General features: G+C 42.6%; 28 protein-coding genes. 14 read left to right on the top strand and 14 right to left on the bottom strand.

Annotated features, from left to right (window positions below; all coding sequences use genetic code 11):
- Positions 1 to 24 precede the first annotated feature (24 nt).
- The 3 genes from glyS to SBG41_RS07835 all read left to right on the top strand — a co-directional run bounded on the left by glyS (position 25) and on the right by SBG41_RS07835 (position 2,809).
- Positions 25 to 1,785 carry a glycine--tRNA ligase gene (gene glyS / locus SBG41_RS07845; RefSeq protein WP_317894994.1) on the top strand — a complete coding sequence of 587 codons (1,761 nt, stop codon included), beginning with the start codon at positions 25 to 27 and terminating at the stop codon, positions 1,783 to 1,785.
- A 69-nt stretch (positions 1,786 to 1,854) separates the two neighbouring features.
- The gene (locus SBG41_RS07840; protein WP_317894993.1) at positions 1,855 to 2,238 is read left to right on the top strand and encodes a hypothetical protein; all 384 of its coding nucleotides are present in this window, start codon (positions 1,855 to 1,857) and stop codon (positions 2,236 to 2,238) included.
- A 133-nt stretch (positions 2,239 to 2,371) separates the two neighbouring features.
- Positions 2,372 to 2,809, top strand: a complete 438-nt coding sequence (locus SBG41_RS07835) for a hypothetical protein (protein WP_317894992.1) — start codon at positions 2,372 to 2,374, stop codon at positions 2,807 to 2,809.
- A gap of 37 nt (positions 2,810 to 2,846) precedes the next feature.
- Here the strand turns inward: SBG41_RS07835 and SBG41_RS07830 are convergent, their stop codons facing one another.
- Positions 2,847 to 4,442 (bottom strand): B12-binding domain-containing radical SAM protein, encoded by a 1,596-nt coding sequence (locus SBG41_RS07830; protein ID WP_317894991.1) that lies wholly within the window; start codon positions 4,440 to 4,442, stop codon positions 2,847 to 2,849.
- A 111-nt stretch (positions 4,443 to 4,553) separates the two neighbouring features.
- Here SBG41_RS07830 and SBG41_RS07825 point away from each other — a divergent pair, with 111 nt between their 5' ends.
- The 3 genes from SBG41_RS07825 (at position 4,554) to SBG41_RS07815 (ending at position 6,517) form a co-directional block, all read left to right on the top strand.
- Positions 4,554 to 5,252 (top strand): DUF47 domain-containing protein, encoded by a 699-nt coding sequence (locus SBG41_RS07825; RefSeq protein ID WP_317894990.1) that lies wholly within the window; start codon positions 4,554 to 4,556, stop codon positions 5,250 to 5,252.
- A 149-nt stretch (positions 5,253 to 5,401) separates the two neighbouring features.
- Entirely contained in the window at positions 5,402 to 5,977 is a 576-nt protein-coding gene (gene endA / locus SBG41_RS07820; RefSeq protein ID WP_317894989.1) for a tRNA-intron lyase, read from the top strand.
- Positions 5,978 to 6,094: 117 nt separating this feature from the next.
- A complete protein-coding gene (locus SBG41_RS07815; RefSeq protein WP_317894988.1) occupies positions 6,095 to 6,517 on the top strand; it encodes a hypothetical protein in 423 nt (140 codons plus the stop codon).
- A gap of 21 nt (positions 6,518 to 6,538) precedes the next feature.
- Here the strand turns inward: SBG41_RS07815 and SBG41_RS07810 are convergent, their stop codons facing one another.
- Positions 6,539 to 7,123 (bottom strand): UbiX family flavin prenyltransferase, encoded by a 585-nt coding sequence (locus tag SBG41_RS07810; protein ID WP_317894987.1) that lies wholly within the window; start codon positions 7,121 to 7,123, stop codon positions 6,539 to 6,541.
- On the bottom strand, positions 7,092 to 7,859 hold the full coding sequence (locus tag SBG41_RS07805) for a class I SAM-dependent methyltransferase (RefSeq protein ID WP_317894986.1): 768 nt from the start codon (positions 7,857 to 7,859) through the stop codon (positions 7,092 to 7,094). Before SBG41_RS07805 ends, SBG41_RS07810 begins: the two co-directional genes overlap by 32 nt.
- A 108-nt stretch (positions 7,860 to 7,967) precedes the next feature.
- Here SBG41_RS07805 and SBG41_RS07800 point away from each other — a divergent pair, with 108 nt between their 5' ends.
- Positions 7,968 to 8,504: a class I SAM-dependent methyltransferase gene (locus tag SBG41_RS07800; protein ID WP_317894985.1), complete on the top strand. Its 537-nt coding sequence runs from the start codon at positions 7,968 to 7,970 to the stop codon at positions 8,502 to 8,504.
- On the opposite strand, the gene SBG41_RS07795 is transcribed toward SBG41_RS07800, so the two are convergent.
- The gene (locus SBG41_RS07795; protein WP_450088469.1) at positions 8,494 to 9,435 is read right to left on the bottom strand and encodes a deoxyhypusine synthase; all 942 of its coding nucleotides are present in this window, start codon (positions 9,433 to 9,435) and stop codon (positions 8,494 to 8,496) included. The two genes, SBG41_RS07800 and SBG41_RS07795, sit on opposite strands and share 11 nt — an antisense overlap.
- Positions 9,436 to 9,528: 93 nt before the next feature.
- Between SBG41_RS07795 and SBG41_RS07790 the strand changes: the two genes are divergently transcribed.
- Both SBG41_RS07790 and SBG41_RS07785 read left to right on the top strand, forming a co-directional pair.
- Positions 9,529 to 10,251: a restriction endonuclease gene (locus SBG41_RS07790; protein WP_317894983.1), complete on the top strand. Its 723-nt coding sequence runs from the start codon at positions 9,529 to 9,531 to the stop codon at positions 10,249 to 10,251.
- A gap of 3 nt (positions 10,252 to 10,254) precedes the next feature.
- The gene (locus SBG41_RS07785) at positions 10,255 to 11,016 is read left to right on the top strand and encodes a 5-formyltetrahydrofolate cyclo-ligase (RefSeq protein WP_317894982.1); all 762 of its coding nucleotides are present in this window, start codon (positions 10,255 to 10,257) and stop codon (positions 11,014 to 11,016) included.
- A gap of 15 nt (positions 11,017 to 11,031) precedes the next feature.
- Here SBG41_RS07785 and SBG41_RS07780 read toward each other — a convergent pair whose 3' ends face one another.
- The 8 genes from SBG41_RS07780 to SBG41_RS07745 form a co-directional block, all read right to left on the bottom strand.
- Entirely contained in the window at positions 11,032 to 12,219 is a 1,188-nt protein-coding gene (locus SBG41_RS07780) for a radical SAM/SPASM domain-containing protein (RefSeq protein WP_317894981.1), read from the bottom strand.
- A 10-nt stretch (positions 12,220 to 12,229) separates the two neighbouring features.
- On the bottom strand, positions 12,230 to 13,189 hold the full coding sequence (locus tag SBG41_RS07775; RefSeq protein WP_317894980.1) for an Lrp/AsnC family transcriptional regulator: 960 nt from the start codon (positions 13,187 to 13,189) through the stop codon (positions 12,230 to 12,232).
- Positions 13,190 to 13,196: 7 nt separating this feature from the next.
- On the bottom strand, positions 13,197 to 14,426 hold the full coding sequence (locus SBG41_RS07770) for a TIGR04053 family radical SAM/SPASM domain-containing protein (protein ID WP_317894979.1): 1,230 nt from the start codon (positions 14,424 to 14,426) through the stop codon (positions 13,197 to 13,199).
- 149 nt (positions 14,427 to 14,575) lie between these two features.
- Positions 14,576 to 15,907: an aspartate--tRNA(Asn) ligase gene (gene aspS / locus SBG41_RS07765; protein WP_317896511.1), complete on the bottom strand. Its 1,332-nt coding sequence runs from the start codon at positions 15,905 to 15,907 to the stop codon at positions 14,576 to 14,578.
- Between the two features lie 132 nt (positions 15,908 to 16,039).
- On the bottom strand, positions 16,040 to 16,990 hold the full coding sequence (locus SBG41_RS07760; protein ID WP_317896510.1) for a helix-turn-helix domain-containing protein: 951 nt from the start codon (positions 16,988 to 16,990) through the stop codon (positions 16,040 to 16,042).
- Positions 16,991 to 16,992: 2 nt separating this feature from the next.
- Positions 16,993 to 17,451, bottom strand: coding sequence for a DUF61 family protein (locus SBG41_RS07755; RefSeq protein ID WP_317894978.1), 459 nt, complete (start codon positions 17,449 to 17,451; stop codon positions 16,993 to 16,995).
- 144 nt (positions 17,452 to 17,595) lie between these two features.
- Positions 17,596 to 18,300, bottom strand: coding sequence for a fibrillarin-like rRNA/tRNA 2'-O-methyltransferase (locus SBG41_RS07750; protein ID WP_317894977.1), 705 nt, complete (start codon positions 18,298 to 18,300; stop codon positions 17,596 to 17,598).
- A 53-nt stretch (positions 18,301 to 18,353) separates the two neighbouring features.
- Positions 18,354 to 19,607, bottom strand: coding sequence for a C/D box methylation guide ribonucleoprotein complex aNOP56 subunit (locus SBG41_RS07745; protein WP_317894976.1), 1,254 nt, complete (start codon positions 19,605 to 19,607; stop codon positions 18,354 to 18,356).
- 100 nt (positions 19,608 to 19,707) lie between these two features.
- Here SBG41_RS07745 and SBG41_RS07740 point away from each other — a divergent pair, with 100 nt between their 5' ends.
- Entirely contained in the window at positions 19,708 to 20,061 is a 354-nt protein-coding gene (locus tag SBG41_RS07740) for a hypothetical protein (protein WP_317894975.1), read from the top strand.
- A 30-nt stretch (positions 20,062 to 20,091) separates the two neighbouring features.
- Here SBG41_RS07740 and SBG41_RS07735 read toward each other — a convergent pair whose 3' ends face one another.
- Positions 20,092 to 20,496: a hypothetical protein gene (locus tag SBG41_RS07735; protein ID WP_317894974.1), complete on the bottom strand. Its 405-nt coding sequence runs from the start codon at positions 20,494 to 20,496 to the stop codon at positions 20,092 to 20,094.
- Positions 20,497 to 20,655: 159 nt separating this feature from the next.
- Between SBG41_RS07735 and SBG41_RS07730 the strand changes: the two genes are divergently transcribed.
- Positions 20,656 to 21,414, top strand: a complete 759-nt coding sequence (locus SBG41_RS07730) for a hypothetical protein (protein ID WP_317894973.1) — start codon at positions 20,656 to 20,658, stop codon at positions 21,412 to 21,414.
- A 1-nt stretch (position 21,415) separates the two neighbouring features.
- A complete protein-coding gene (locus SBG41_RS07725) occupies positions 21,416 to 22,081 on the top strand; it encodes a tRNA-wybutosine modification methyltransferase TYW3 (RefSeq protein ID WP_317894972.1) in 666 nt (221 codons plus the stop codon).
- A 69-nt stretch (positions 22,082 to 22,150) separates the two neighbouring features.
- Here SBG41_RS07725 and SBG41_RS07720 read toward each other — a convergent pair whose 3' ends face one another.
- The gene (locus SBG41_RS07720) at positions 22,151 to 23,035 is read right to left on the bottom strand and encodes a geranylgeranylglycerol-phosphate geranylgeranyltransferase (RefSeq protein ID WP_317894971.1); all 885 of its coding nucleotides are present in this window, start codon (positions 23,033 to 23,035) and stop codon (positions 22,151 to 22,153) included.
- A 146-nt stretch (positions 23,036 to 23,181) separates the two neighbouring features.
- Here SBG41_RS07720 and SBG41_RS10510 point away from each other — a divergent pair, with 146 nt between their 5' ends.
- A complete protein-coding gene (locus SBG41_RS10510) occupies positions 23,182 to 23,466 on the top strand; it encodes an SWIM zinc finger family protein (protein WP_397470754.1) in 285 nt (94 codons plus the stop codon).
- 172 nt (positions 23,467 to 23,638) lie between these two features.
- Positions 23,639 to 24,559 (top strand): methyltransferase domain-containing protein, encoded by a 921-nt coding sequence (locus SBG41_RS07715; protein WP_317894970.1) that lies wholly within the window; start codon positions 23,639 to 23,641, stop codon positions 24,557 to 24,559.
- Positions 24,560 to 24,569: the final 10 nt, after the last annotated feature.

Genomic DNA, 24,569 nt, shown 5'->3' with positions numbered 1-24,569 from the left:
GCACCGGGTTCGCGGGGGGCTATTATGTCCGTTGACAAACATGAAGCAGTAATGGAACTCGCTAAGAGACGGGGATTCTTCTGGCAGAGCTATGAGATTTATGGCGGTGTCGCTGGTTTCTACGATCTAGGCCCGCTCGGGATAAGGCTGAAAGAGAAGATAATTAACCTATGGCGTGAATACTTCGTCAAGAAGCATACTCATATCGTTGTAGAGATAGAAACGCCTATAATAGCGCCTTCAAGAGTTTTCGAGGCAAGCGGGCATCTTGAACACTTCACGGATCCTATAGTAGAGTGTCTTAAGTGTGGTAGAAAATTCAGAGCAGATCACCTTATTGAAGAGAAACTAGGAATAAAGGCTGAAGGTCTCTCAATAGAAGAAATGACTAAGCTCATAAGAGAACACGACATACGATGTCCTGTATGTGGTGGCCCTCTTAGTGAAGTAAGAAAGTTCAACTTGTTGTTCAAAACGACTATAGGACCATATAGCTCAAACGTTGGATACTTGAGGCCAGAAACGGCTCAAGGCATGTTTGTCGCATTTAAGCGCGTTTATGAGGTTTCAAGGAAAAAGCTGCCGCTCGGGATCGCTCAGATAGGGCGTGTAGCTAGGAACGAGATATCGCCGAGGCAAGGCATGCTTAGGCTGCGCGAGTTCACTATAGCGGAGATGGAGTTCTTCTTCGACCCCGAGGAACCATACGATGAGAACATGTTTAACGAGCTCCTGGGTACGCTTAGTAGACGAAGACTCCGCATATTAAGTGTTGAAGCAAAACAAAGAGGAGAAGAGAAACCTTTCGAAATCGATATTGAGGAAGCTATCAGAGAAAAAATAATCATAACGCCGTGGCTTGCCTACTGGATGGCTGTTGCACAAGAGTTTGTACACGCTCTTGGCGTCGATTATAACGAGATGTACTTTGACGAAAAAGCTCCCGAAGAGAGAGCACATTATTCTGCCCAAACATTTGACCAATTAGTACATGTAAGCCGCTACGGATGGATAGAGGTCTCCGGCCACTCGTATAGAACAGATTATGATCTTAGTCGTCATATGAAGTACAGCGGCCAAGATTTACGAGTATTCAAGCAATACAAGAAACCTATAGTGGTCAAAAGGAAGCAGATAATACTTGATAAGGCATGGATTGGTAGGACATACAAGGCGAGGGCTAAAGAGATCTTTGAAAAAATTTCACAGCTGGACCCGGAGGAAGTACTTAGACAAGTTGAAGCAAAGGGCTTCATTGAGATTAATGGGCTAAGGGTACCAGGGGACAAGATAAGCGTTGTCGAAAAGGAGGAAAAAATAACGGGAAGAAGATTCATACCACATGTAGCCGAGCCCTCTTTCGGCGTAGAGCGGCTCCTCTACATGGTTCTAGATCACGCATATAGCATTAAAGATGATAGGGTTGTCCTAAGGTTACCCCGGCGCATTGCCCCCATTGAGGTAGCCGTGTTTCCCCTAGTCAAGGACGCACGGCTAACAAGTATTGCATGGGGTATCTGGCGCAAACTAGTAGACAACGGATTTTACACAATATATGACGAGGAAGACAGTATTGGAAGAAGATATGCACGGGTTGACGAAGTCGGCGTTCCTGCCGCCATAACAGTTGACTATCAGACACTTGAGGACAATACCGTGACAATACGTGATAGAGATACATGGGAACAAGTAAGGGTAAAAGTTGAAAACATAGTACAAGCCATAAGAGAATTCATTAACGGTGCAAGTCTAGAAGAACTTGCAGAAAGATACGGTATAAGCTAACTACTTAAGTACTTCTACCCATCTAAGACTACTATATTGGGACTACTTGAACCCCTTGGGGGGATATGCGTGCCACCAGAAGAAAAACAGAAAGAAGAGACTAGTAACGAGGAAATACCCAAAAGAAAGATAGATGTACGTACCGCGCTATCCCTTATACCGCCAGCGACACAACTATTTGGCCAGCAGAAGAAGCCGAGGGAACGCCGAATAAGGCTTAGATTCCACAACGAACTAAAAGAAGGCGTTGCCAAGATTAACCCAGAGTTAATGAAAGAAATAGGCGAAGGCGAGTATGTTGAAATAGTCGTTGCTGGAAGGCATCGGTTTACCTACAAGGTTGAACTTGACGAAAACGTTCCTGTAAACGAAGTCTGGGTTAACGGAGCCAAGCTGCCAGAATACGGCGTATCGGACAACTCCATTGCAACAATAAGAGTTATCCAAAAATAACTCTATAATTTCAGGTCTAAAATACATTTTAAACGAATTGCGACACTATTACCCACAGCTCTATGAACATTCTTCTGGCATTATTCCTAATAAACTGCTTCCTACTTCTTTGCCTATTGACGGATAGAGAGCCTTGACAACTATTGCTGATCCATATAAGCTGCTAAGAACACTCGAGGATGTCACTGATACCCATGCGCGGACCGTAAGGAGGCTAAATAGGGTTTTAAACAAGCTTCGCAAAGATCTTGAGGATGAAGAGTTGCAGATACTCGCCCTGAATTATTTAAGGCGTTTACGCGTATTGAGGTCACGCCTCGTAAAAGCTCTCGGCGATAAGGTTGACCTAGATAATGTTGAGAAAGAGGTTAGAGACAATATAGCAACACTGAGCGAGTACATGATAATCGTTGGCACGGTTTACGAGCGGGAGTTAATACAGAAAGCTATCTATCTTGCAAGGAAAGGTGCGAGACTCTTAACCGATAACATCGCAATCATGAGGGAAGATCTTGAATCAATAGACAAGCTTGTAGAAAAGCTACAAGACATTGTTGATAGATATTACTAGTTATGTGTAGATGAATGCGAGTAATTTTGTCAACTGTCTAATGAGGCCACGAGTATAGTTCATAGCACTTAATTCTTTCTAGAATAGTTGCCTCAACTACTCTGTCACTTATTATATCGGTTATTCTTGCCTTAATCAAGCATCCAGGTCTAAGGCCTTTTCCGAGTCGTATAACAATAACAGGACCATGTGAGAGAGGGTACGCTATGTAGCCTCTAAAGCGCTTACTCTTATTGACTACTATTGCTTTCACTACTTGTCCTATTAGTCTGCGCTTCGCCTTCTTATTAATCTCTATAGATTTTAGCTTGACGGGGTGGGGTGATCTGCAGTGAATCTCGTGCCCCACTAGTTTTTCAAGATAAGAACCTGGAAGCGGCATAAATTTATAAGCAGTAATCTTTTCTGCACCAAGCCTATAGAGCCTCTCCATGTACTGCACGGTTTGCTGTATAACTTCTTCGTTCTCACCAGGCAAGCAATACATTACATATACATATGGCCGTAACCCGTACTGTTTTAGCAATTTTACTGCACGATATACGTCGTGAGTTAGGGCAGGCCTTCCAAGAAGCTTTAGAAGTTTATCGTTACCTACCTCTGCTCCAATATGTATTGGTGTCCCCCTTAGATACTTTCCAAGAATTCTTGCAACCTCATCTGTAACTAAATTGGGCTTAGCATTCTCAACCATTATAGATACTTCTCCGTTAGCTACTTCGGGGATGCTGTGAAGTCTTTTAAGCAATCCCTCTATTGCTTCAGTATTTGGCGGCGGCTTATATGGGTTAACAAGCGGCCTCGGCTCTACGAGCCAGTCTCTTCCATAGTCTAGGAAATCGGGTCCGCTTAGGACTATGCGTCTTACACCCTCATCTATTAGCGCCTTTACCTCGTCATAAACAAGGCTTATTGAGCGACTCCTTGCATATCCCCATAAATGAATTACACTACAGTACGCACATCCCGGCTTCGGCTTGCTCGGTAGCAAGTTCTTTGGCAAAATCTCCTCCATATTCGGAAAGTTATAGTTACTGCATCCTCGCACAACTTCAACATAAACCCTCGCCGCCCAGTAGAAGGGGTACGATCGTATTATGCGTGTACTAGGACGATACTGTTCCCATATGCGACGGGGCATTATGGGACATCGTGAGTTTACTCTGATATTGCCACTATGCCTATCAAAATAGGCAACACCGCACACTTTCGATAATCTTTCATAGTCAATGCCTCTGTTACTGATTATTTCTTCACTAAAAATTTGTCCAATAACGGGCTCGGATTCTCCATGTATAGCCACATCCGCACCTGTATATGTAATGGAATTCGGGTCTAAAGCTATGGGCCCTCCTACAATGACCGGCTTATATGGATAGTCTCTTTTCCATAGCTTAATTATTCTTCTTACTGTTTCTATGTCAACGCTCATAGCGCTTATCATTAGCACATCATAGTTTTTGACTATGTGCTTGTTTTTGATTACATAGTCTGACGTCACTAGATCAGCGTTTATACCGTTTTTTTCTAAAACACCTACTACGGTTCTTGGGCCAGCACCAATTACATCAATTGTCACTTGTCTCTTACCGTAACTAGACGTCCCGAGCGCATCAACCATTAGAACGTCCATAATGTTATTCCCTTCCTTCCTTACCTGTCTGTTTGCATAGTTCTATCAAACAGCCGCTAAATACCTCTATATACCTCTATCATAGGCTATTCCCAAACCGGGAGAAGACTGTTGGCTGAGTATTATGACTATGATCTTGAGCGGCGTAAGCAGCGCTCGCTTGCAGAGGAGAATCTAAATGAGCAGCTACTTGGAATGGTTAGAACCGTGCGTCAACCAGTAATGCTCGTTTATGACGCAATAAGTAGACTTAGTGAGGGAAAAACCGAGGAGCTTGGCAAACTCTATGAAGAGGTGAAGAGTCTTAAAGATAGAATTGAGAACATGAAAGAGGATATTCTATCATACCTTGCTAGATTAGGTGACCTATTAGTAACAAATAATCTGTACAGGGATATATTCCTTAACATAACGCGCGTAGCTCAAGTAATTGAAGGAATAACCTATCGCGCATATCTTCTTGCATCAAACGTAAACAAGACATTTAGCAGAGAAATACTTGATGATCTGATTAAAATGACGGACAAGATTAGACAGGAATATTTATCTCTCGAAAACGCTGTAGAAAACTTGACAACAAATCCAAAGAAGAGCTATGAAATATCTCAAAATGTCTCGAGTGTAGAGGACGAAATTGATTCACTCTATCGCAAGTTAACATATAGTATATATCGTGAACTAAGAGATGACCTTGTGACACTAATGCTCTTCAGAGATATAATAGACATGGTTGAAGATCTTGCTGATCTCTTAAGAGACTTATCCGAGGATATAAAATTCCTTGCATTGTTCCAGGCAATGAAAGCGTAACCTAGTGGAAACGGAAAACTAATTATTTTATGATATTATTAAATAGCTTGTTTGCTACTTATCTTATGTTTCAGATGTCTTGTTAATAATCCTTACCAATAATCTAGGAAAATTGCTTTATACGAATGGGGCTGCACTGGTGATAGTTCTTGGCTTCCAGCGAGGTATTAGAGAAGAAGAGGATAAAGGGCAGACTTCTAGGATTGCGTGTTATAATATTTGATGTTGAGGCGGCTCAAAGTCTCTATAAGGCGGGATTCTATGGTAAGCCTCTCGGTATACCTAAACCAAGGAGCGTGGATTTTAATGCTCCTCTCGAACTCAGTCTTGTTGAAGCCTTATATCTCCTAGAAAATAATATTATTGAAATAATCGATGAAAATAACAATAAGGTTGACAAAAATAGTCTGATTAAACGAGCCGAGTCCATGGTGCCGAGATTTAGACTGATATATAAGGTATACAAAGAGCTTAGGGATCAAGGCTATATTGTACGCTCGGGGCTCAAGTTCGGAGCAGATTTCGCCGTCTATGAAAAAGGGCCAGGCATAGAGCATGCTCCATACCTTGTACATGTACTCAATGCACTGGAATCTATAGATCCTTTAGATATAGTTAGAGCTGGAAGACTGAGCCATAGTGTACGAAAAGCATTTATAATAGCGATTGCAGGTCCCGGTGAAACCAAGACGAGGTACTTAATGTTTAGGTGGAGCAAGCTCTAATAACTTGCTCTAATCCAACTACTACTTGGCTAGCCCTAGAAGAACACTATGTTCCACGGCAGAATATGGAATCAGGGATGTACCGGCTATACTATTATCATGAATGGGGTGGCTCTCTTGTCATTTAGAAGAGGCGGTGGACCTCCTCGCAGACCGAGAGGAGGCGAAAGAAGAGAAAGAGGCGGTGGCAAGCCAAGACCTATGCCACTTCCAGATGGAAGGTGCAATCCACTATGCCCGTATTTCCGTTGTCTCAAGAACGCCCTAACGGTTGTACGTAAGCCGTCTCACGGAAAAATGCATAGAGTTGCCTATTGCAGATGGATAGGAGATGAATGCATAGGAGGGTCATGCCAGTACGCAGCGTGTGCCCTAAAGGCACTACTACCCGATGGCACGTGTTTATACGCGAAGGAGAAAGGGCAGAAAGAGACCCGCATAGAGGAGTTAGAAAGCGAAATAGCGAAAGAGGAGAACGAGATGTCGAAAGTCGAAAGGCTTATGAAGAGGCGTGGCTACTACTTTGACGAGGAAATATAACGTATAGAAGGACTAGTAACCCTATTCCCCCCATCGTTTATACAAATTATGTTCTAGGTTTAGGACGTCCAGTACCTTACCTACAATAAAGTTTATCAAGTCGTCAATGCTCTTAGGCTTAGTATAGAATCCTGGTGATGCAGGTAATATCACTGCCCCCCTAATTGCGGCTTTAAGCATATTCTCTATCTCTGCAATTCCTAGGGGTGTCTCACGGATAACGAGCACGAGCCTTCTCTTTAAGCGTAGAACGGAGTTCGCCGCACGTGTAACGAGGTTATCTTGAATCCCGTTTGCTATCTTTGCTAACGTGTTCATACTGCAAGGGGCAATTACCAATGCTCCAGGGGTATTACTGCTGCTTGCATAAGGAGCATCCCATCTATCCTCAGAGTAGACTCTACGGGTAAACTTCTTAAGCAGATTCTCTAGATCTATTCCCTCCTCATGCTTCGCTACGGCAACAGCACTACGTGTGTATATAACTCCATCGAGGAGGCCATTATTGCTTAGTATTTTGACTAGCCTAAGTCCATATACTATTCCACTAGCACCGGTAATTGCGACCACAACCTTACTTAGCTTTTCTGACTCGTGCAACGACATATCCTAGACCACCCAATACGAACTCCTTTACACCGATACTAGTTATACCCCCATCACCGTAGGTTATCAATAGTTCCTTGAGTTTCTTGGCACTAATCCATCCCCTAATGCTATTACATAGGCCTAGATAGTGCCTCCATCTCCTAGTTGCAAACACAAGTGCAAGTACGGGAACAATTAAGCATATCCACATCCTTACGAGGCCTCTATAGATAATATTATCGGGTAAGAAGATGTCACCTACTGCTATCACACCATTATCAATTACTCGTATAAACTCTTGTAGCGCCTCGTCAAGATTCTTAAAATCGCGTGCAGCGTAGAAAGAGGAGACTCCTTTAACACTCTTGTTCCTAATAGGTAGATTTTCAGCTACACCGACAACCTTATCACATAGAGCGCTTGACGGTATATTACTAAGTAGTTTAGAGGACGGGTCAACCGCTATTACATAGCCCGGCGTATCCCAACATAATTCAAATATTTTTTCAATCGAGTCTCCTGGTCCAGAGCCCACATCTATGATTATTGGTTGTCTCCTACTGGAACTATAGTAGTGCTTCTTTATACTGAAGCACATCTTCTCTATTGCTTCTCTACGAACCTTGTTGTCTAGACCTAGAGACATTATCTTGTTCATGCGCCGATAAACGTCAACTATTGATTCGATGTCACGTATTATGCAAAGCCATATATTGTCAACAAGTACGCGGCTTGAAGCCCTCCGCACTTGCATAGACTTTACCAAGTATATGCCTACTAACTGCTCTGAGACTTCAAAAACTAATAGGCTGCAAAATTAGAGAATCATTAAAAGAGTGGATGAAGTAAGAGGTGCGCTGCGATGAGATTTGCAGGAATCTTCGCAGTTCTACCGCTTGCTGAGATAGGGTCATATGACGTACCATGGGTTCCTACACGCATGAAGCTAATTGACCATATAATGAGGGTTGCGCGTGTTGGTGAAGGTGACGTTTTCTTTGACTTGGGCTGCGGTGATGGCAGAGTTGCAGTTGAGGCTGCGCGACGGGGAGCAAGAGCGGTATGTGTTGAGATTCGTAAGGATTTAATCGAGAAGGCTAAGGAAAATGCGAGAAGAGCAGGAGTTAAAGACTTAATTGAATTTATAAATGATAGCTTCTTTAACGTAGACTTATCGAAGGCAACTGTGGTCTATATGTACTTATTAACGAGGATAAACGCGGCCTTAAGGCCTAAGCTCGAGCTAGAACTGAGGCCAGGAACGCGAGTAATTACACTTGATTTCGAGATACCAGGATGGCGGCCTGTGCACATCGAAAAACACTATATAGGAGGACTCCTTAGGACAATATATCTATACGTATCAGGAATAAGTTATAAACCGTTAATCACTCGATGATTGCGGCCGTGAGTATCGGCAATAATATCGTAGCATCGCCGTATACTACCACATGGTTTGCCTCCGGCCTTATCTTGCCCCAGCTAATGGCCTCCCTGGGATGGGCTCCACTGAGGCTTCCGTCATATTCTACTGCTGTTGTAAGATATACTGCGCAATCTAAGCCTTCCCTAAACTGTGCCCACCATATTGTGTGATGCTTGCTAATCCCTCCACCTATTATTAGGGCTGTTGCCTTCTTTGAGTGAAAGAATTTCTCCGCCATTACTTCCTCGTCCTTAAACGGGTTTACATGTAAATCCTTATGTATCTGTGTATAAGTAAATAGTGCTGTGCCAAATGCGCCGTCAAGGTAACCTGGAACTATTATTGGTACACCGTGCAGATGCGCAGCCCTCAAAATACTATTCTCGTCGTTAGTTCTCTTCCCTATCTCATCTAATATCTCATATATAGCCCATTCTTTATTACGGTCAAGCTCGTCAAGCGTACTATATACAACCTTCTCGATAAGAGGCCCATAGTTTTCTACCGGTATAAACACATTGCCTAGCCTGTGTATTTCAAGATCCCTAAGCATGCGATCATCAGCTTCAAAATAGCCTTTATAATACGTTCCACCAAAGGATCTTGCAATATCGTGATCTATTGTACCGCATGTAGTAACTACTAGGTTGAATACACCTTTCTCAATAAGTTGGGTAAAGATGCCGCGCAGCCCGGTGGCCACCAGGTTTGCGGTAAATGATATTACTCTTAGATCTGAGTCTTGAAGGCATTTTCGTAGAATCTCTATTGCTCTAACGAGATGGCCAGCCATAAACCCGTGTATTTTATTATAAGCTTCTATTAGATCTGTTATGCTCATTGACTTTGTTACCTTCACATCACTTACCGGCTCCTTTAAGAATTCCTCCCTATCAGCCTTCACCAACACCCACCCCAATGATGTACACATTCTAATTAAACAGACTTTAAAGCCAACCCGCATAGAAGAGAGCTGGGTCTATGAGGCCACTTTGCCTTGTCAGGGCTTAAGGAGCTCAGTGGCAAACGTAGATGGCATGCAAGTGAACGAATCGCCTTTAGGTTACTAGAGGAAATGGGATACCGCATTATTGAGACACATAAGAGAATCGTTATTGATGATGTTGAGGTAGGCGAGGTTGATGCCATAGCTATAGGTCCAGATAACGAGTATTATGCCGTTGAGGTTAAAGCTGGACGGTTAGATGTACATGGTGTAAGGCAAGTCTATAGTAATGCAAAGCTCCTTGGAATGAAGCCTCTTGCTATTTGTAAGGGATTCGCCGACGACGCTGCAAAGATTGTTGCCGAGAAACTAGGGGTAAAAGTTATTGAGCTTAGCGATGTGTTTCTCGTAGATGCCGAGGAATTAGAAGAAATAGTTTATGGGGCTTCGTTCGAAGCCTTCTCAGAGGCGATTCGTATCTTACTTGACCCCACCATAAAGCCGAGAACAGAGTACCTAGACTATATTAAAGCAATTGCATCCACAGATTCGATCCATGAGGCTTCCCGCCTGCTCAACAAGGATGTGAAAGAGGTTGTCGGAGTAGTTGCTTGGCTTCGTTCACTTTCACCTCTTGCAAGGAGAGGAGGATACCGCTCCATACGCTTACTTGCACTCTTGCTCCTAGCTAGATATAGGCTTCAAGGCCTTATTGAAACCCTTGAAAACGATATTGAAAGACTTAATTCACTTTTATCAAAACTCGGTGTCTAAGCCATGTCCAGCAAGTCTAGAACCAGAGAGGTCAAAGACTCTATAAGAAAAAGAATATGGAGACTACTTGAAGAAAGAGGCGTTGCAAGGTTTCCGCGCCCAGTATATGGCAGAATACCAAATTTCGAAGGAGCGGAAAAGGCTGCTTATAGGCTTGCAAGCCTAGAGGAGTGGAAGAGAGCTAGGATTATCAAAGTTAATCCCGACTCGCCCCAAAAATGGGTAAGACTGCTTGCGCTCAAGCAAGGTAAGCTAGTAGTCATGGCTACACCGAGGCTGCGCGAAGGCTTTATTCTCCTCGATCCCGGGAAAATACCTCCAGCAATGTATGAAAAAGCAGCAACTATTCGAGGAGCATTCCAGCTCGGCAGAAAGATAGGAATCGAGGAGCTGAAGAGGCTTGGCGGCATAGATTTCATCGTATCGGGCTCCGTTGCTGTAGACATGCAGGGCCACAGAATCGGGAAGGGAGAAGGCTATGCAGAGATAGAGTACGCAATAATGCGGGAACTAGGACTAGTAACAGACTCAACACCCATAGCAACAACAGTTCATGATCTACAAGTGCTTAGTGAGCCTATACCTCGAGACCCGTACGACCTTACTGTAGATTATATTGTTACACCTACTAGAATCATTAAGGTTGAATCAAGAGAGGAAAGACCAAAGGGTATACTATGGGAATTGCTTAGCTGTGAAAAGTTCAGAGAAATACCGCTCCTTAGAGAGCTTGCTGAGAGAAAAGGCGTTAAGAAACCGTGCTAGAGGTCAGTCGATGCCTTATAGCAGTTCCTCTTCCGATATGCCGTACTTTTTCGCTATTTCACTATAGTCTATAAAGCACAGCGGATCGTCGCCCCACTCGTCCCCTGTAAGCGCAAGCGCTCTTCCTCTACTGCCTCCACCGCATATACGCCGGAATGGACATTTGCCGCAGCGCTGTCCTCTAAGGTATTTCTCGATATTTATGAATGGCTTAAGGTTAGGATTGCTCGGCGTTAGTATTTCGGAGAGCGGTTTCTCTCTAACATTGCCTAGGCTTACCCAGTCTATGAATTGGCACGGCTTTACCTCTCCGTCCGGGTAAATGCTTACGCTTTTTCTTCCACAGTTACCCTGTGCGTCTAGCATTCTAAGATATTGGAGAAACTCCTCTCTATTCCTGGCAAGCAACGAGGCTATGTAAATGCCTAGGAACTGTGCACGTACTATTAGAATCTCCATCTCATCTGCGTATTTTCGTGCTTCCTCTATCAGTGTTGATGCAAGCTTCCTTAACTGTTCGTGACTCGGTAGTAGGTCTTTAATGAAAGCACCCCTACCAACTGTATCGAGTATGTATAGGCTCACCCTTCTTATCCCGTTATCATGGGCCCATTTTAGTATGTCCGGCACCTCGTCTACGTTATATTTAGTTATTGTTGTTCTTATTCCGACATCGATACCGGCATCTATTGCGTTCTTTATCCCCTTAACTGCTGCCTCGAACGCACCCTTTACTCCGCGAAATTCGTCATGACGGGCAGGAATTATACTATCTATTGAAACACCTACATAGACGAATCCATACGATGCCAGTTGTTGCGCAACGTCACGCGTTATGAGTGTTCCATTAGTGCTCAGTGATAGCTTTGGCCGTTGCTTATTCGCCATGGGCTCAACTATATCCCAGAAGTCCTTTCTTACTAAGGGCTCGCCTCCAGAGAGTATGACAAGTGGTATCCCTATCTTGACCATTTCCTCTGCAACTCTTCTTGCCTCATCTGTTGATAGCTCGTATCGATCATCGTATAGGCCAGCGCTTATGTAGCAGTGGATGCAGCGCAGATTGCACTTGTAGGTGATATTCCAGAACACTATGGGGCGTAAAATGTCGCTGAATCTTGACGGCTTTCGTGGACCGTAGTGCCCCTTTATGCGCGTGGATACGGTTCCTTTGCCTGTCACCATTACGGTTACGGGTATCACTTTGTACCACCTATCTAATTACTCCAGGAAGGAGATCTCTTAGACTAATAATGGGTAAATAGTCTTTTATTAGTGGGCTTTTCTCGATTTTTTCGTAAACTGGTTTCAACAAGCTAGAATCTTTAGCGTGAATCATCATATAGCAGACATGTCTCCACTTGCCCGGCGGCCAAGGCTCCCGAAGGACAACGTGAGTTGCTTCGGGAATATTGTCTATAATCCACTTACATGTTTCGTGCTCGCTAGCACGGGGCTCCATAACTACCATTGCATTATAGGTAAAGCCTGCCTTATGTCCATCTAAGGCTGCACCGGGATCACCTAGAACTCCTTTCTCAAGAAGCATAGCAACTATTTTTACTAGTTCTTCTTCACTTATTCCATGCTTTTCTGCCAGATTTTTATATGGCCGCTTCGTTATTGGAAGCGAACGGAAGCCGCTTACAAGCTCGGTGCTTAATCCGAGCTCGCTCGGAGTTGGAGGGTTCTCTTTTATCACACTATATGGTCCAGCCCAGCTGGTGCCTCGGTACAAGTCATATTTGACACTGAGTCGGTAGACTTTCTTGCTCCACAAGATGACGAAGTCAGCTTTACCCTGCTCTGCGATCCTTGTGATTTTTTCTTTAATAATTTCACGACCCTTATCTCTTACAACGACCCATAGGTTGTAGTACGGATGGTTTCGTATGTAGCTATGTGTAGTTATGAATTCTCTAAGTATTAACTTATTAAGCTCGTCAGGATTGTCTGTTCTGAATGCTACAAGCGCAGCGACTTGTCTATACGCCTTATAGTTCACGTAGAAGCCTATTCGCTTCAATATGCCTTGCTCCTTGAGGCGTTTGAGGTGCTCTATTATTTCATCCTCGCTTATCCCTAGCCTTTCACCTACAACGCTAAATGGTCTAGGATTTAAAGGGAACTTATACTGAAGCTCCATTAACAACTTCTTAGTAAGTTCGTCCATATTGCATTCAGCCCTCCTGTCTAGGCTTAAGAGGAAGAACTAACTCTAGTCCTTGAATAATCGACTTGTATTTTTGGATATCAGCACCTAGTTTTTCTACCAGCTTGGTAAATTCTCCGGGCTCGTACGGGCATGCCGGGTCCTCGCCCAGCGGGTCAGCTTTAAGCACATATGCTCTGGCCCTGCTACCGCCACAGATATCTCTAAATTCGCAAACACCACACCTTCCTTTAAATTCTGCTGCGCGTATCTTTTTGAGAACAGGATTCTCACGGTATATCTCTACTAGGCTTTTACTCCTAACATTGCCTAGGGGGTAAGGCATGAATCCGCTAGGATAAACAGTTCCGTCATATGCCACAAATATTATGCCTTTTCCGTCACGCGTCCCAACAGTAGACACCATAGGCTTTGTGCGGGGCTCGCCTAAGAGCTCTCTTAGTCTTCTCTCAAGCTTCTCGTAGAGAGGACCAAGCTTCATTACTTTGCGATAATCAACACCCATACTTTCAAGTAGGAGCCTCGTCAGCGCTATTCTTCTAAACATTGGACCCTCGGTTGTCCTGACAACAATTCCGTATTTTGAGACATCGAATAAGAAGTTACTGACATCCTCCCATTCTTGGGGCGTTAGATCAAGTTCCTTTTGGGCACGTCCAACCGGTATTAGGTAGAATACTTCCCAAGTCTTTATTCCGATGTCGGCTAGGAGCTTTGCTATATCTGCTAGGTCCTCTACGTTATCCCGCATTACCGCTGTATTGACTTGTACACGTATACCTTTCTCAACCATCAATTTCAGAATGTTGATTGTTTTTTGAAAATGACCCTTTATTCCTCTTATATTGTCGTGTATTTCGGGCCTACTTCCGTCGAGGCTTATGCTGACACTTAGCTTCTTGTCTGCAATTATGTCAATGGATTTTCCCAGAAGCTCTGTTACAGCTGGTGCAAGAGCAACTCTAATTCCCTTGCTGAGAGCATAGTCCACTAACTCCCATATGTCTTTTCGCATTAGGGGGTCTCCGCCAGTAAAGACGAGAATTGGACTTGGTTTGCCGAATTCAGCTATATCGTCTATGAGTTTCTTCCCTTCATCTGTACTCAATTCTCCAGGCAGAGGTTTTAGTATAGCAGAGGCACGACAGTGTTTACATGCAAGCATGCATGCCTTAGTTGTTTCCCAGAATACAAGCAGCGGCTTCTCGTCAAATGGCCATGAGTCTCTGCCATGCATTCAATCTTCACCTTCCACGTAGTTAACAGATGTTGAAGTAAAGGCACCCTTATTAGCTTTGCACCAAAAATAAAGTCCATGCATGGATGATGAGGCTAGACGACGCAGACTAGTCGTGAAGAGGCGCTGGGGGCTGATATTGCGAGAGATTATGGTACTAATCTTTCAGGGTCTCTTGGCAAGAGCCTTGCTTCACGTATATTTGACAGACCTAGGTACTGCATAACTACACGTTCTAATCCTATACCGGCACCTCCATGAGGCGGAGCACCGTATCGGAACATTGCAAGGTACCACTCAAAGTTCTTCGGGTTTAGGCCTTTCTCTTCGAGTTGTTTAATTAATACCTCGTATCTGTGCTCACGCTGCCCGCCTGTCGCTATTTCTAGCCCTCTGAACAACAAGTCGAAGCTATAGGTCCATTCAGGCTCATCTTCTTTCCTCATGGTGTAGAATGGGCGTACCTTCCAGGGATACTCTGTTACAAAGACTAGGGGACTACCATATTCACGTAGCACTATCTCTCCAAGTTTTCTCTCGGCTTCACTGCTGAGATCATCGCCTTCCTCTACATGAATGCCTTCACGTTTTAGTAGCTTATAGGCCTCTCTTATGCTAATCCTTGGAATATCCTTTGGAACCTCTTGGAGGGCCGACGGGAAGTACTCATTTACCTTCTTACCGTACTTGTCGATCGCGCGCTGGATCATAGAGAGCACAGCTCTTTCCGCAACCTTCATGACATCTTCAAAGCTATCTATGAAGCCCATTTCAAAGTCGACACTGGTGTATTCTGTGAGATGCCTTGTCGTATGATGCGGTTCGGCTCTGAACGCGGGTCCTATCTCGAATACTTTCTCGAACCCTGATATTACGCCCATCTGCTTATATAGCTGTGGAGACTGTGCGAGGAAAGCTGGCTTGTCGAAATAGACTATGCTAAATACTTCTGCCCCACCCTCTGTCGCTGCTCCAACAATTTTTGATGTATATATCTCGACAAAGCCATTGCTATAAAAGAAGTCACGCGCTGCTTTCGACATTTCTGCTTCAACTAGAAATATTAGTTGATTTCTAGGATTACGTAGGTCAAGGAATCGCCAATCAAGCCTTTTTGCCAGGGTGGTCTTTGTATGATCCTTTATATCGATGGGAAGCGGCTCGGCTTTTGAATAAACAACTAGTTCTTCAACAACTATTTCCTTACCTCCTAGTGCAGCCTTACTTTCTACAAGTGTGCCTTTGGCGCCGATAACACTCTCAACGGTGAGCTTTCTTGCAAGTTCCCATGCATGTTCTGATACGTTCTTTTTAACAACTAGTTGCATCTTTCCGGTCCTATCCCTTAAGATAATGAATACTAGCTTGCCGTGGACGCGGATAGTGTCAACCCATCCTGCTACAACGTATTTCTCTCCAATCTTTCCCTCAGCCAATACCTCTGCGACATATTTTCGCTCAGAGAGCCTTAGAGCCAACACTGCCCCTGCCTTTCTAGCCCTATCAGTGCTAGGAATTAATGCTTGACGATTAATAACGAGTATAGTGCGTGTACGTACCTGCCTAAAACGGGACACAAAATTATAAGAATGCATGCTCGCAAAACACTTGTTCTATGCTCTCTGCCTCAATTTAATCTCTTTTACAAACTCGTCTATGCTTCTATATGTATCAAAGTTCTTATCAAGGTCTACTTCGTCTTCAATCATTTGCCGACTAATGCTACGCAATATGGCAATCGCTCTCGCATTTACATGAGACGCTACCTTGGCTGATTCAACTAGCTTCTTAAAGAAGACTTTTTCTCTATACGTAGAGAGGACAATTACCATTTTCTCTGAATTAATTCTCGCAACAGCATCGCTGGGGGCACGTCGAGTTTCTATAATTTCTCCCCCAAGATTCTTTATTGATTCTGTAAGTTTAGTAAGCCTTGAACTCGTCATACGCCTTATTCGCTGTTGACTTTGGCTTGTGTGCTCCTCTTCAAGAATATCTATAGGTTTAAATATCTCGTCGCTGAATATGTCCATCAATCTTAACGCTGTTTGCAGCGAAACATCAACTTCCTCTCTCTCATACATATAGACAGCTCTACGACTTACTCCAAGAAGTGATGCAACATCACCAAGCCCGTAACCACGTTTCTCTCTTTCTGCTCTCAACTTCCCGCCGTCAACACGCATATAGTAGTTACCTTGTTTTTTCACTACATATATTGTGTTGTCAAGTGTTGATTTCAACCCCCTAGGACTTACAACAAAGACACCTGACTTTTCATGGGCTACTATATCATCTATTTCATCATTATTGTCCTTGTTAGCGACAATTAGTCCTGCAGCGCCAAGTATATTACTGCAATCTCTTAGTTCGCTAATCTCACTTGCTTTTAGATTAGAAGTATCATCAGTTATTTTCAGCATCAGCGGCTTTCTCTCAACATGGGAGGCAACTATATCTATACTACGCTTATCGTGATCCTCAGGGTATGATATCTTTTCAACCGTATATCCATAGCTCACTAGTAGTCTTAATGTCTCGTCAAATATCTTTTGTAGCTCCATTGTCACGTTTCAGCAGCCTCTTCGCTACCCATTTCTAAGTTATAATTCAGTAACACTATAATAAGAGTTTTAAAAAGTGATAGTAGTTTCATCATCTGGGACTCATTTATTTCCCAAACAACTCCTCCCAAATCACCGTTTAATACATAGTTAAGAGCACGGGCAGCCCACTGATCTGGCTTAACTAGTTCAAAATATCTTAATACACTACTTTTACGATAAATGAAAACCCAAGGGAATTTAACTAAACGATGAAGATACCAAGGGATAAGAGATCGTGCATTGTTTAGGTCATTTTTATCGAACGAATGAAATAGACCCGATTGTAGGAAGACCCCCGGTTTTTCCATATTAAGCAGTTCATATAGGCTTTTGTACTCACGTGGTATGCTCTGCCGGCTCATCATTTCCTCGCGTTTAACCTTGGTATATATAACGCGCCACATACTGTCAAGGCTCATCATATTAACCCGGCAGTACGAGCTATACGTGCTACAACATTTGCATGATGGAATTAATTGCTATGAGGTACTACAAAGTAAAAATATAATGAAATCTATGATAATTGTTGCAAAAATCATTTGCCAATAAATGAATTGCTTTTCCTACTTCTGCGGCCTATATCGCGCGTATACCATTGCGTGATCCTTATCGAAGGGCTCTAAGTGAACCATATCAACTATTTCAAATCCTCTTTCCTTTAACACGTTTATCTCGTGTTTGAATACCTCACTAGGCTCTTTTGTAACATCAATGCTTCTTGCCTTTATGGCTAGTAGCAGATAGCCATTCTCCTTGAGGAAGTAATCAGCATTGTCTGCAACAATAGCTGCTTGTTCGGGCTGGGCAACATCAGCATATATACCGTCAACAAGTTCTACTATGTGTCTATACTCATAGGGCTTTCTAGCATCATTCAATAATGGGAACATGTTTGGCCTGGTCTCACAAACAGCTACAAGTTCTCTCATTACCCTAGGGGCAACATCAAGTGCATACACTTTGCCCTCAAGCCCAACTATATCCGATACATGGCTTGGTGTCGTGCCAGTCGCCGCACCTAGATAAAGTATTCGATGCCCGCGCTGAATTGGTAGCTCTTCCAAACCCTTAAGGAGGGCAGCTGCAAGTTTGCTTCTATACGGATTCCATTCTCTTAGCTCAAGTTCTCCCCACTTGAATAATCGTTCTCCATAAACTCGTTTCCCCGGTGCAAGGTTTACTGTTGCTAACCTCGTTGATCCATCCTCTAGTTCTACTATATAGACGCCCTTGTACTTTTCATGCTCTTTTACATTAACTACCTCCATTTATGACACCCCTTCCCGAGACTACATGAGAAACTAATGAAAGTTGATTAAGCTTACCTTCTTCCGCCCCTACCTTTGCGCTTGCCGCCTCTTCTTCCTCTTCTTGGCGGACGCTTTGCAGGCTTGGCTGGTTTTACCTCTTCTTTCTTCCTCTTCGGTGGCTTAGCATATATTCTCTTTATCTCCTCTATTCTCTTGCGCAGAGCTTCTTTTAGCTTATCGCCAATAAAGCGACCAGTAAAGTAATCAACCTTTGCTGCTATTGCAAGCTTCGCTGCCAGTGCGCGGGCAATCTTACCTCTCTGCCAGCGCGGGCTCCTATGGATATCTGGGTACTGGAATATTACTCCATGCTTGGGCGGCTTTCCGCCTGTACGCAGTGCTCGGAATAGTGCCTTTTCTGCCCCAAGGACTTGTATCGTGCTTGCTGGCATGAATGCTAGTTCTTCTAGTCCGCCTGCTAGGCTTATGAGTCTTGCACCTAGCAGCGGGCCAACCAAGGCTGTTATGTTTGGAGCAACTTCTTTCATCACTTGTGCAATGTAGTCTGATAGGTCGCGGCGGAGCTTATAGAGTTCAAGCGTTATTCTTGCGAGCCTCTGCATAGGCTCTATGTCGAACTCTGGGTAATCGGCACCCATGCTCTTTTTAGCTGCTTCGGCTATCTTTTTGGCTTTTTCTTCGCTAAAACCAAGCTTTACAAGGTTTTCAACAGTTATATTGTCTCTATGACCTAGTTCTGCAACAATTCTTACATAGTCTTCGTGTTCTCTAACAAGGTCATCAAGCTCTGGGAAGTGCAGACTATACCATTCTCGAAGCCTTGCAGCAAACAAGTTTGTCGTCTTATCTATATCGTCGATTGCGCGAATAGCTTGGGCGGCTAATAGGTCTCTCTTCTGAGCCGCCCTTCTAAGCTTCCTACGCGTTGTTTCTATAGTAAATTCATGAAGTAGGTTATAGAAGTCTTCTATGCTTTTCACAAATCCTGTATCTACAGCGATCTCGGCTACGTGTTCGCGGAAATACCTTGCTATCGGATTTGCAGGTTCGACCTTTGCATCGAATCCTTTAGCCGTTGCTGTCTTTGCTTCCTCATTAGTTTCGACAGCTATTTCATTTATACCCATCTCCTTTAGTTTCTCAAGAAGCCTTAGGTAGGCTGCAGTAGGCTCACCGCGCTCTATCTTTAGCGCTTCTTCAACCATATCATCGAGTCCTTTAGGACCATGCACGAATGCTACAACATCCTTATTCTCATTCAGAGCATAACTTCCAGTAAAGTGTTGCACCACATATATCTTCATGGCTATATATACCTCTTTCTAAACCCATTAACTGCTAGCATTGTAGAGGAGACTATTTTAAGTATTCGTTTACTCAATGAAAGCTGAGGGATTACAGCACATGAGGAAAGAAGGAGACGAGCCAACAAGTGTAAACCCAAATAAGAAGCTAGCAATTTTCGAAGGAGATGCACGAGTAGGCGAGATCATGCAAGGAATCCAAGCAATCCAACTGAGACCGGAGGATCTTTCAAGCCCAATAGCCCTCCAGATGGCTCTTTCACGAATGTATGAAGCAGTTATGAAGATGTTAGAATCGGGGCCAAAAAAGAGGTATATCGCTGAAGTACGATTTACAGACAGCCTAGGCAATCAAGTCTCATTTGCAGTGGACCTCGGGGAGGCGCCACCACCCTTCTCAAAGGATAAGGTAAAGGCCAGAATCATTGTCGAAATCTATGAAGAAGAGGAATAAACACACTATCTCAGAATAGAGCTATGACATTTATCTATGAACTGTTACTGATTTTTCACATCTAACGTTAAATCCAATACGGGTAAGCATATTTTTCACTTTTTCACATTCATCGGAATCAATAATTAGCGTGTTTGATTTCTCATCATACTCCGCATCGATTCCCCGACGCCTAAACCTTCCGGCAATATAGTATCCGAGAGCGCGGCTAAGCAAGTCATCTATATCCACAACAGTATACACAAATGGTTTTTCTCGCTTAAGGAATCCTTGTCTCACTAGAATTCTTGCAACACGTCTTGCTAAATTGCGGGACCCGGTTAGTACTGTCAGAACGTCAATAATTTCTCCTAAATTAGCACTATTCTTCGAGCCAAAATACTTGTAAAGCATATAGTAGGATAAGAACTCCCTACGCTTGGGCCATTTCTTCAAAAACCCCACTTCCATACATCACCATTAACACTATTATGTCCTAGCATCTATTAACCCCCTACCGGCTATTCCCGTATTAAAACGGCTCCGATGAGGAGCCATGTAAGGTATGAGCCTTTAAGCAATGATCTATAACCAGGCTGCTGAGGGCCGCACGTAATGCCGAGCTATGAGAAAGACGATATTCTGATTCCCATAGAACAGATAATGAGGCTTGATTCCGGAACATTAGAATCAATAATTGAAAGCATACTTCTTAACCCCGACGAATGCAAATGCACCATAGTTGATTATCCATCAATAGTAACTGCAAAGTATGGAAATGATATAATAGATATCGTAGCTGGACAAGGAAGTATAGTGTGCAGTAGCCGATGTAAAATCGACTCCAGCACAAAACTAGTATCAACATCATGGGTATACGGTAGGCTTGTGACCGGTTCGATTAAGTGTATGACTGTCCGCGAGAAAGGAAGACAACTACTAGAATTAATATCGAACACGCTAGTAAACAAGCTCAAAATAGCAGAGCTAGATATGTATGAACTTATCGAGACTGTTTCTCGTAGTAAGATTAGGGGGTTTGCCCCCATATGTCAGGATATTGACCCTCTTCAATTCATTGAACTAGGCCGTCTATGCGGTACGATATCGACGCCTAATCCTTTGAACTCTCTCTCTGTCTTTGGGAAGCTAGGAGTAGAGGCTTGCGTGGACAATGTAGTCAAGATTGTAGGGCCGCTGAGTCGAAGACTTTACCCGTTGCTATCTATAGATGGCGAACACTTGGTCACGCTATATAGGGGTCTGGGAGAAATATTGCTAATACACATGTGTCCACCGCTTAGACTAAATGACGTCATAAGGAAAGCACTCATACTGGGTATATTGTACACATGTTCAAGTGAAGGAGAATAATATGGATAGGGATAAAGCAAATAAATGCACTAGTATTGAATGGGCTGAGCTTAGGGATAGGCTGAAATCGAACCTAAAAAATGCTCTTAGCAAAAACGAAGTAGATCAAGACATAGTTGATATATTAATGCTCCTTAACAGCATCGATTGTATTGCGACATCAAGTTCTTGTAGTGGACGCATAGTGGTAATTGCTGCACCATCTCCAGGAGATAAGAAGAAAGGAGGCATACAGGCAAAATGGCATACTACGATAACAGTACATGATTTAATACCAGTCCTTGATAGGCTTATCCAAAGAGATAAGTATGATTTTATTTGGATATCTGCTCAGCCGATAATTTTGAGTATACATACATGCAGTTTCTCCCTGGCGAGTACTATTGTACGTCTTGTAGAGAGTATAGGGTTCAAGTACTCTGGCATAAAGCCCCATAAGAATAGTTATAATATCCTTGTCCTGGGGACTGAAAGAATAGATATCCCAATAAAAATAAGAGAAAATATATTTATAAAAGAATTAAATATAAATAATATTGCCATAATAACAAATATTTTAAACACTTATCTTTCTCTAGTTAAAAGGAAAATACAACGACTTAAAAGAGTATTAGCAGCATCTCTACATTTACTTGAGGAAAAATGTGAAGAAGCTACCCTATTCTGAATTCTGATAAGATGATGATAACCGACCTCGCGGATAATTTCTTGTTTTTACATTTATTCTCGATTCGACTCATATTATTCCTAGCAAAAATGCTAACCCACCCATTAAAAATCCAATTTTTAGTAAGCTTCTAGCCTTACGAGAAGCCTCTATGAGCTCATTTAGTGTTTTTCCCCGACCAAGTAAGAGTATCGAAACAATTATACTCAAGTCGACACCTGCGGCGAAGATAAGGTATAGTACATTATATATGCCGGCCATCCATGGCAGTGGGCTTATAAGTACCACTATCGCTAATATTATTGTTGCGATGATTGCAGCCCGATGAGGCCCTACGGTCACAGCAAGTGTGTATATATTAGCTTGTTTATCTCCCTCAACATCTTCGATTCCTTTAACAATTTCTCTTCCGAGCACAAATAGGAACGCATAGATGGTTGGAATAAGAACTATTAACGGTACATATGCGCCATGGTATACTGCTGCAAAGAATCCTCCAAATAATATAGTGGCTGCGGATTCGATAGAAACAGCTATATTACCTATGAATCCGGTCTTTTTAATCCACCGTGAATACTCGTGTACGAGTAAGCCGCTAATTAGGGCGAACAGCCCTATTAGTAGAGAGGACAGAAGTGCGACTGTAATACCAAGGATAAACAATAGGTATGCAAAATATCTTGCATGTTCCGGCTTCACGGAGCCTCGGACAATGGGTCTCCAAGGCTTAGAGATCTTATCAGTTTCAATATCATAATAATCATTTATTACATATCCAGCAGCAGCAATTAATACAACTATTGTGCTTGCAATAAGATAATCAAAGCCTACTATACTACCATCCTGAAGCTTCGATACAACACTATAACCGACAAGCGTAGTAATTGCTGATACGAATAAGTTATGAGGTCTAAGTAACTCTATATATCCTCTTATTGTCTCGCTGGATGCCATGACCTTTCCGCTGACTCCCTTCTATAAAGCAATGCTATAACTTTTATCTCTGAAGTAAGTTCTAAAACAAGCTAAGCTTTTTAACAGAATACTTTCACTTATCACCCAATCACAACTTTTCCACGAAGTACGGTACTACGGGCATTATGGGTATCAGAAGCAACATAGCAATAGAGGCTGCCAGAATAGTAAATCAACGAAAAGTACTATATTTACGTTGGATTAATGAGAATACAGTTGCTGCAGCTGTTAGAGGCTCATCTAACATATACATTGTTCACATAAACATAGACTCCGGAAAGGCTACCTGTACATGCAAGGGGTTCTACTATAAAGGATACTGTAAACATATCATAGCCGTTAGGAACATCTTACGTACATATATAGCTAGAGCTTCAAAAGTGAAGAACGAAAGTATGGCAACCTCTTAATAGACCTCTGATACATTTCCCTATCTTGAAATTGCTCCGTCGAAACCTCCTTCATCATTCTTCAGCTTGAGTCGTGGTCTTCATCGCTCTTCAATTGTAGATATACCGTTGTTACCCCTAAGCTAATAAACAAGGATAAGGCAGTTTTATACAATGTGGCATGGTAGGTAAAGTGATTGAAGTATTTGTTTACGAATTTACCAGAAACAGTGTACCAATACCGGGTTTCATAATTAACAATATAAAGAAGCTCAACAATAAACAAAAGTTTGAGATACGATTCGATCTAGGTATTATATATAAAATTATTAATAATAACAATAATATAATAATTATTCTAAATATAGGTAAAATCACAAAACAAATAAATTTGCCTAAATCACAAATAGAACTAGAAAACATAGACAATTCATCAATGTATATTATAAACAATGATAGCATTCTTACAAGAGTGGAAACATTTTCAGAACACGGATATCTCAAACTAATGATGACTGAGGATATGTTGTCCCCAACAATTGTAATAAATGGCATACATATGCACAAGATTATAAATAAGAGTCCATATAGGGATGCTTTAAACAAGGTAAAACTACTTGGCAATATTAGGAATAGGAATGTACTTGATATATGTACTGGCCTAGGATATACTGCTATTACAGCATTGATGCGAGGAGCTAAAAAGATACTAACAATTGAACTCAATGGTAGCATTTTAAGAATAGCCGAGTTTAATCCTTGGAGCTATTTTCTAGGATCAAAAAATATAACCATACTGAATAACGATGCCACAGAAATTCTTCCATTAATTGATGATAATACTTTTGATAAGATAATCCACGATCCACCAAGATTCAACATTGCTGGCGAATTATATAGTCTTGAATTTTACAAAGAACTTTTTCGCGTACTAAGGCCAGGCGGCGTACTGTTTCACTATACAGGTACACCTATGAGGAAAAGAGGAAAAGGCTCTGGACCAATAATTCGTGGCATAAAAGAAAGGCTTCAAAAAGCTGGATTCGTAGTAAAGTATTATGATTCTATAGCAGAAGGTTTTGTAGCAGTCAAACCTAGGCTTTATACCCGGTAAAACCACTATG

Source organism: Pyrofollis japonicus (assembly GCF_033097485.1).
Lineage (GTDB): Archaea > Thermoproteota > Thermoprotei_A > Sulfolobales > Pyrodictiaceae > Pyrofollis > Pyrofollis japonicus.
This window is presented reverse-complemented; position numbering and strand designations above follow the sequence as displayed.

Coding starts and splice junctions, on each gene's coding strand:
- glyS (WP_317894994.1), top strand. CDS start 25: ATGTCCGTTGACAAACATGAAGCAGTAATGGAACTCGCTAAGAGACGG.
- SBG41_RS07830 (WP_317894991.1), bottom strand. CDS start 4,442: ATGGACGTTCTAATGGTTGATGCGCTCGGGACGTCTAGTTACGGTAAG.
- SBG41_RS07810 (WP_317894987.1), bottom strand. CDS start 7,123: ATGTCGTTGCACGAGTCAGAAAAGCTAAGTAAGGTTGTGGTCGCAATT.
- SBG41_RS07805 (WP_317894986.1), bottom strand. CDS start 7,859: ATGCAAGTGCGGAGGGCTTCAAGCCGCGTACTTGTTGACAATATATGG.
- SBG41_RS07800 (WP_317894985.1), top strand. CDS start 7,968: ATGAGATTTGCAGGAATCTTCGCAGTTCTACCGCTTGCTGAGATAGGG.
- SBG41_RS07785 (WP_317894982.1), top strand. CDS start 10,255: ATGTCCAGCAAGTCTAGAACCAGAGAGGTCAAAGACTCTATAAGAAAA.
- SBG41_RS07775 (WP_317894980.1), bottom strand. CDS start 13,189: ATGGACGAACTTACTAAGAAGTTGTTAATGGAGCTTCAGTATAAGTTC.
- SBG41_RS07770 (WP_317894979.1), bottom strand. CDS start 14,426: ATGCATGGCAGAGACTCATGGCCATTTGACGAGAAGCCGCTGCTTGTA.
- SBG41_RS07760 (WP_317896510.1), bottom strand. CDS start 16,990: ATGGAGCTACAAAAGATATTTGACGAGACATTAAGACTACTAGTGAGC.
- SBG41_RS07755 (WP_317894978.1), bottom strand. CDS start 17,451: ATGAGCCTTGACAGTATGTGGCGCGTTATATATACCAAGGTTAAACGC.
- SBG41_RS07750 (WP_317894977.1), bottom strand. CDS start 18,300: ATGGAGGTAGTTAATGTAAAAGAGCATGAAAAGTACAAGGGCGTCTAT.
- SBG41_RS07745 (WP_317894976.1), bottom strand. CDS start 19,607: ATGAAGATATATGTGGTGCAACACTTTACTGGAAGTTATGCTCTGAAT.
- SBG41_RS07740 (WP_317894975.1), top strand. CDS start 19,708: ATGAGGAAAGAAGGAGACGAGCCAACAAGTGTAAACCCAAATAAGAAG.
- SBG41_RS07730 (WP_317894973.1), top strand. CDS start 20,656: ATGCCGAGCTATGAGAAAGACGATATTCTGATTCCCATAGAACAGATA.
- SBG41_RS07725 (WP_317894972.1), top strand. CDS start 21,416: ATGGATAGGGATAAAGCAAATAAATGCACTAGTATTGAATGGGCTGAG.
- SBG41_RS07720 (WP_317894971.1), bottom strand. CDS start 23,035: ATGGCATCCAGCGAGACAATAAGAGGATATATAGAGTTACTTAGACCT.
- SBG41_RS10510 (WP_397470754.1), top strand. CDS start 23,182: ATGGGTATCAGAAGCAACATAGCAATAGAGGCTGCCAGAATAGTAAAT.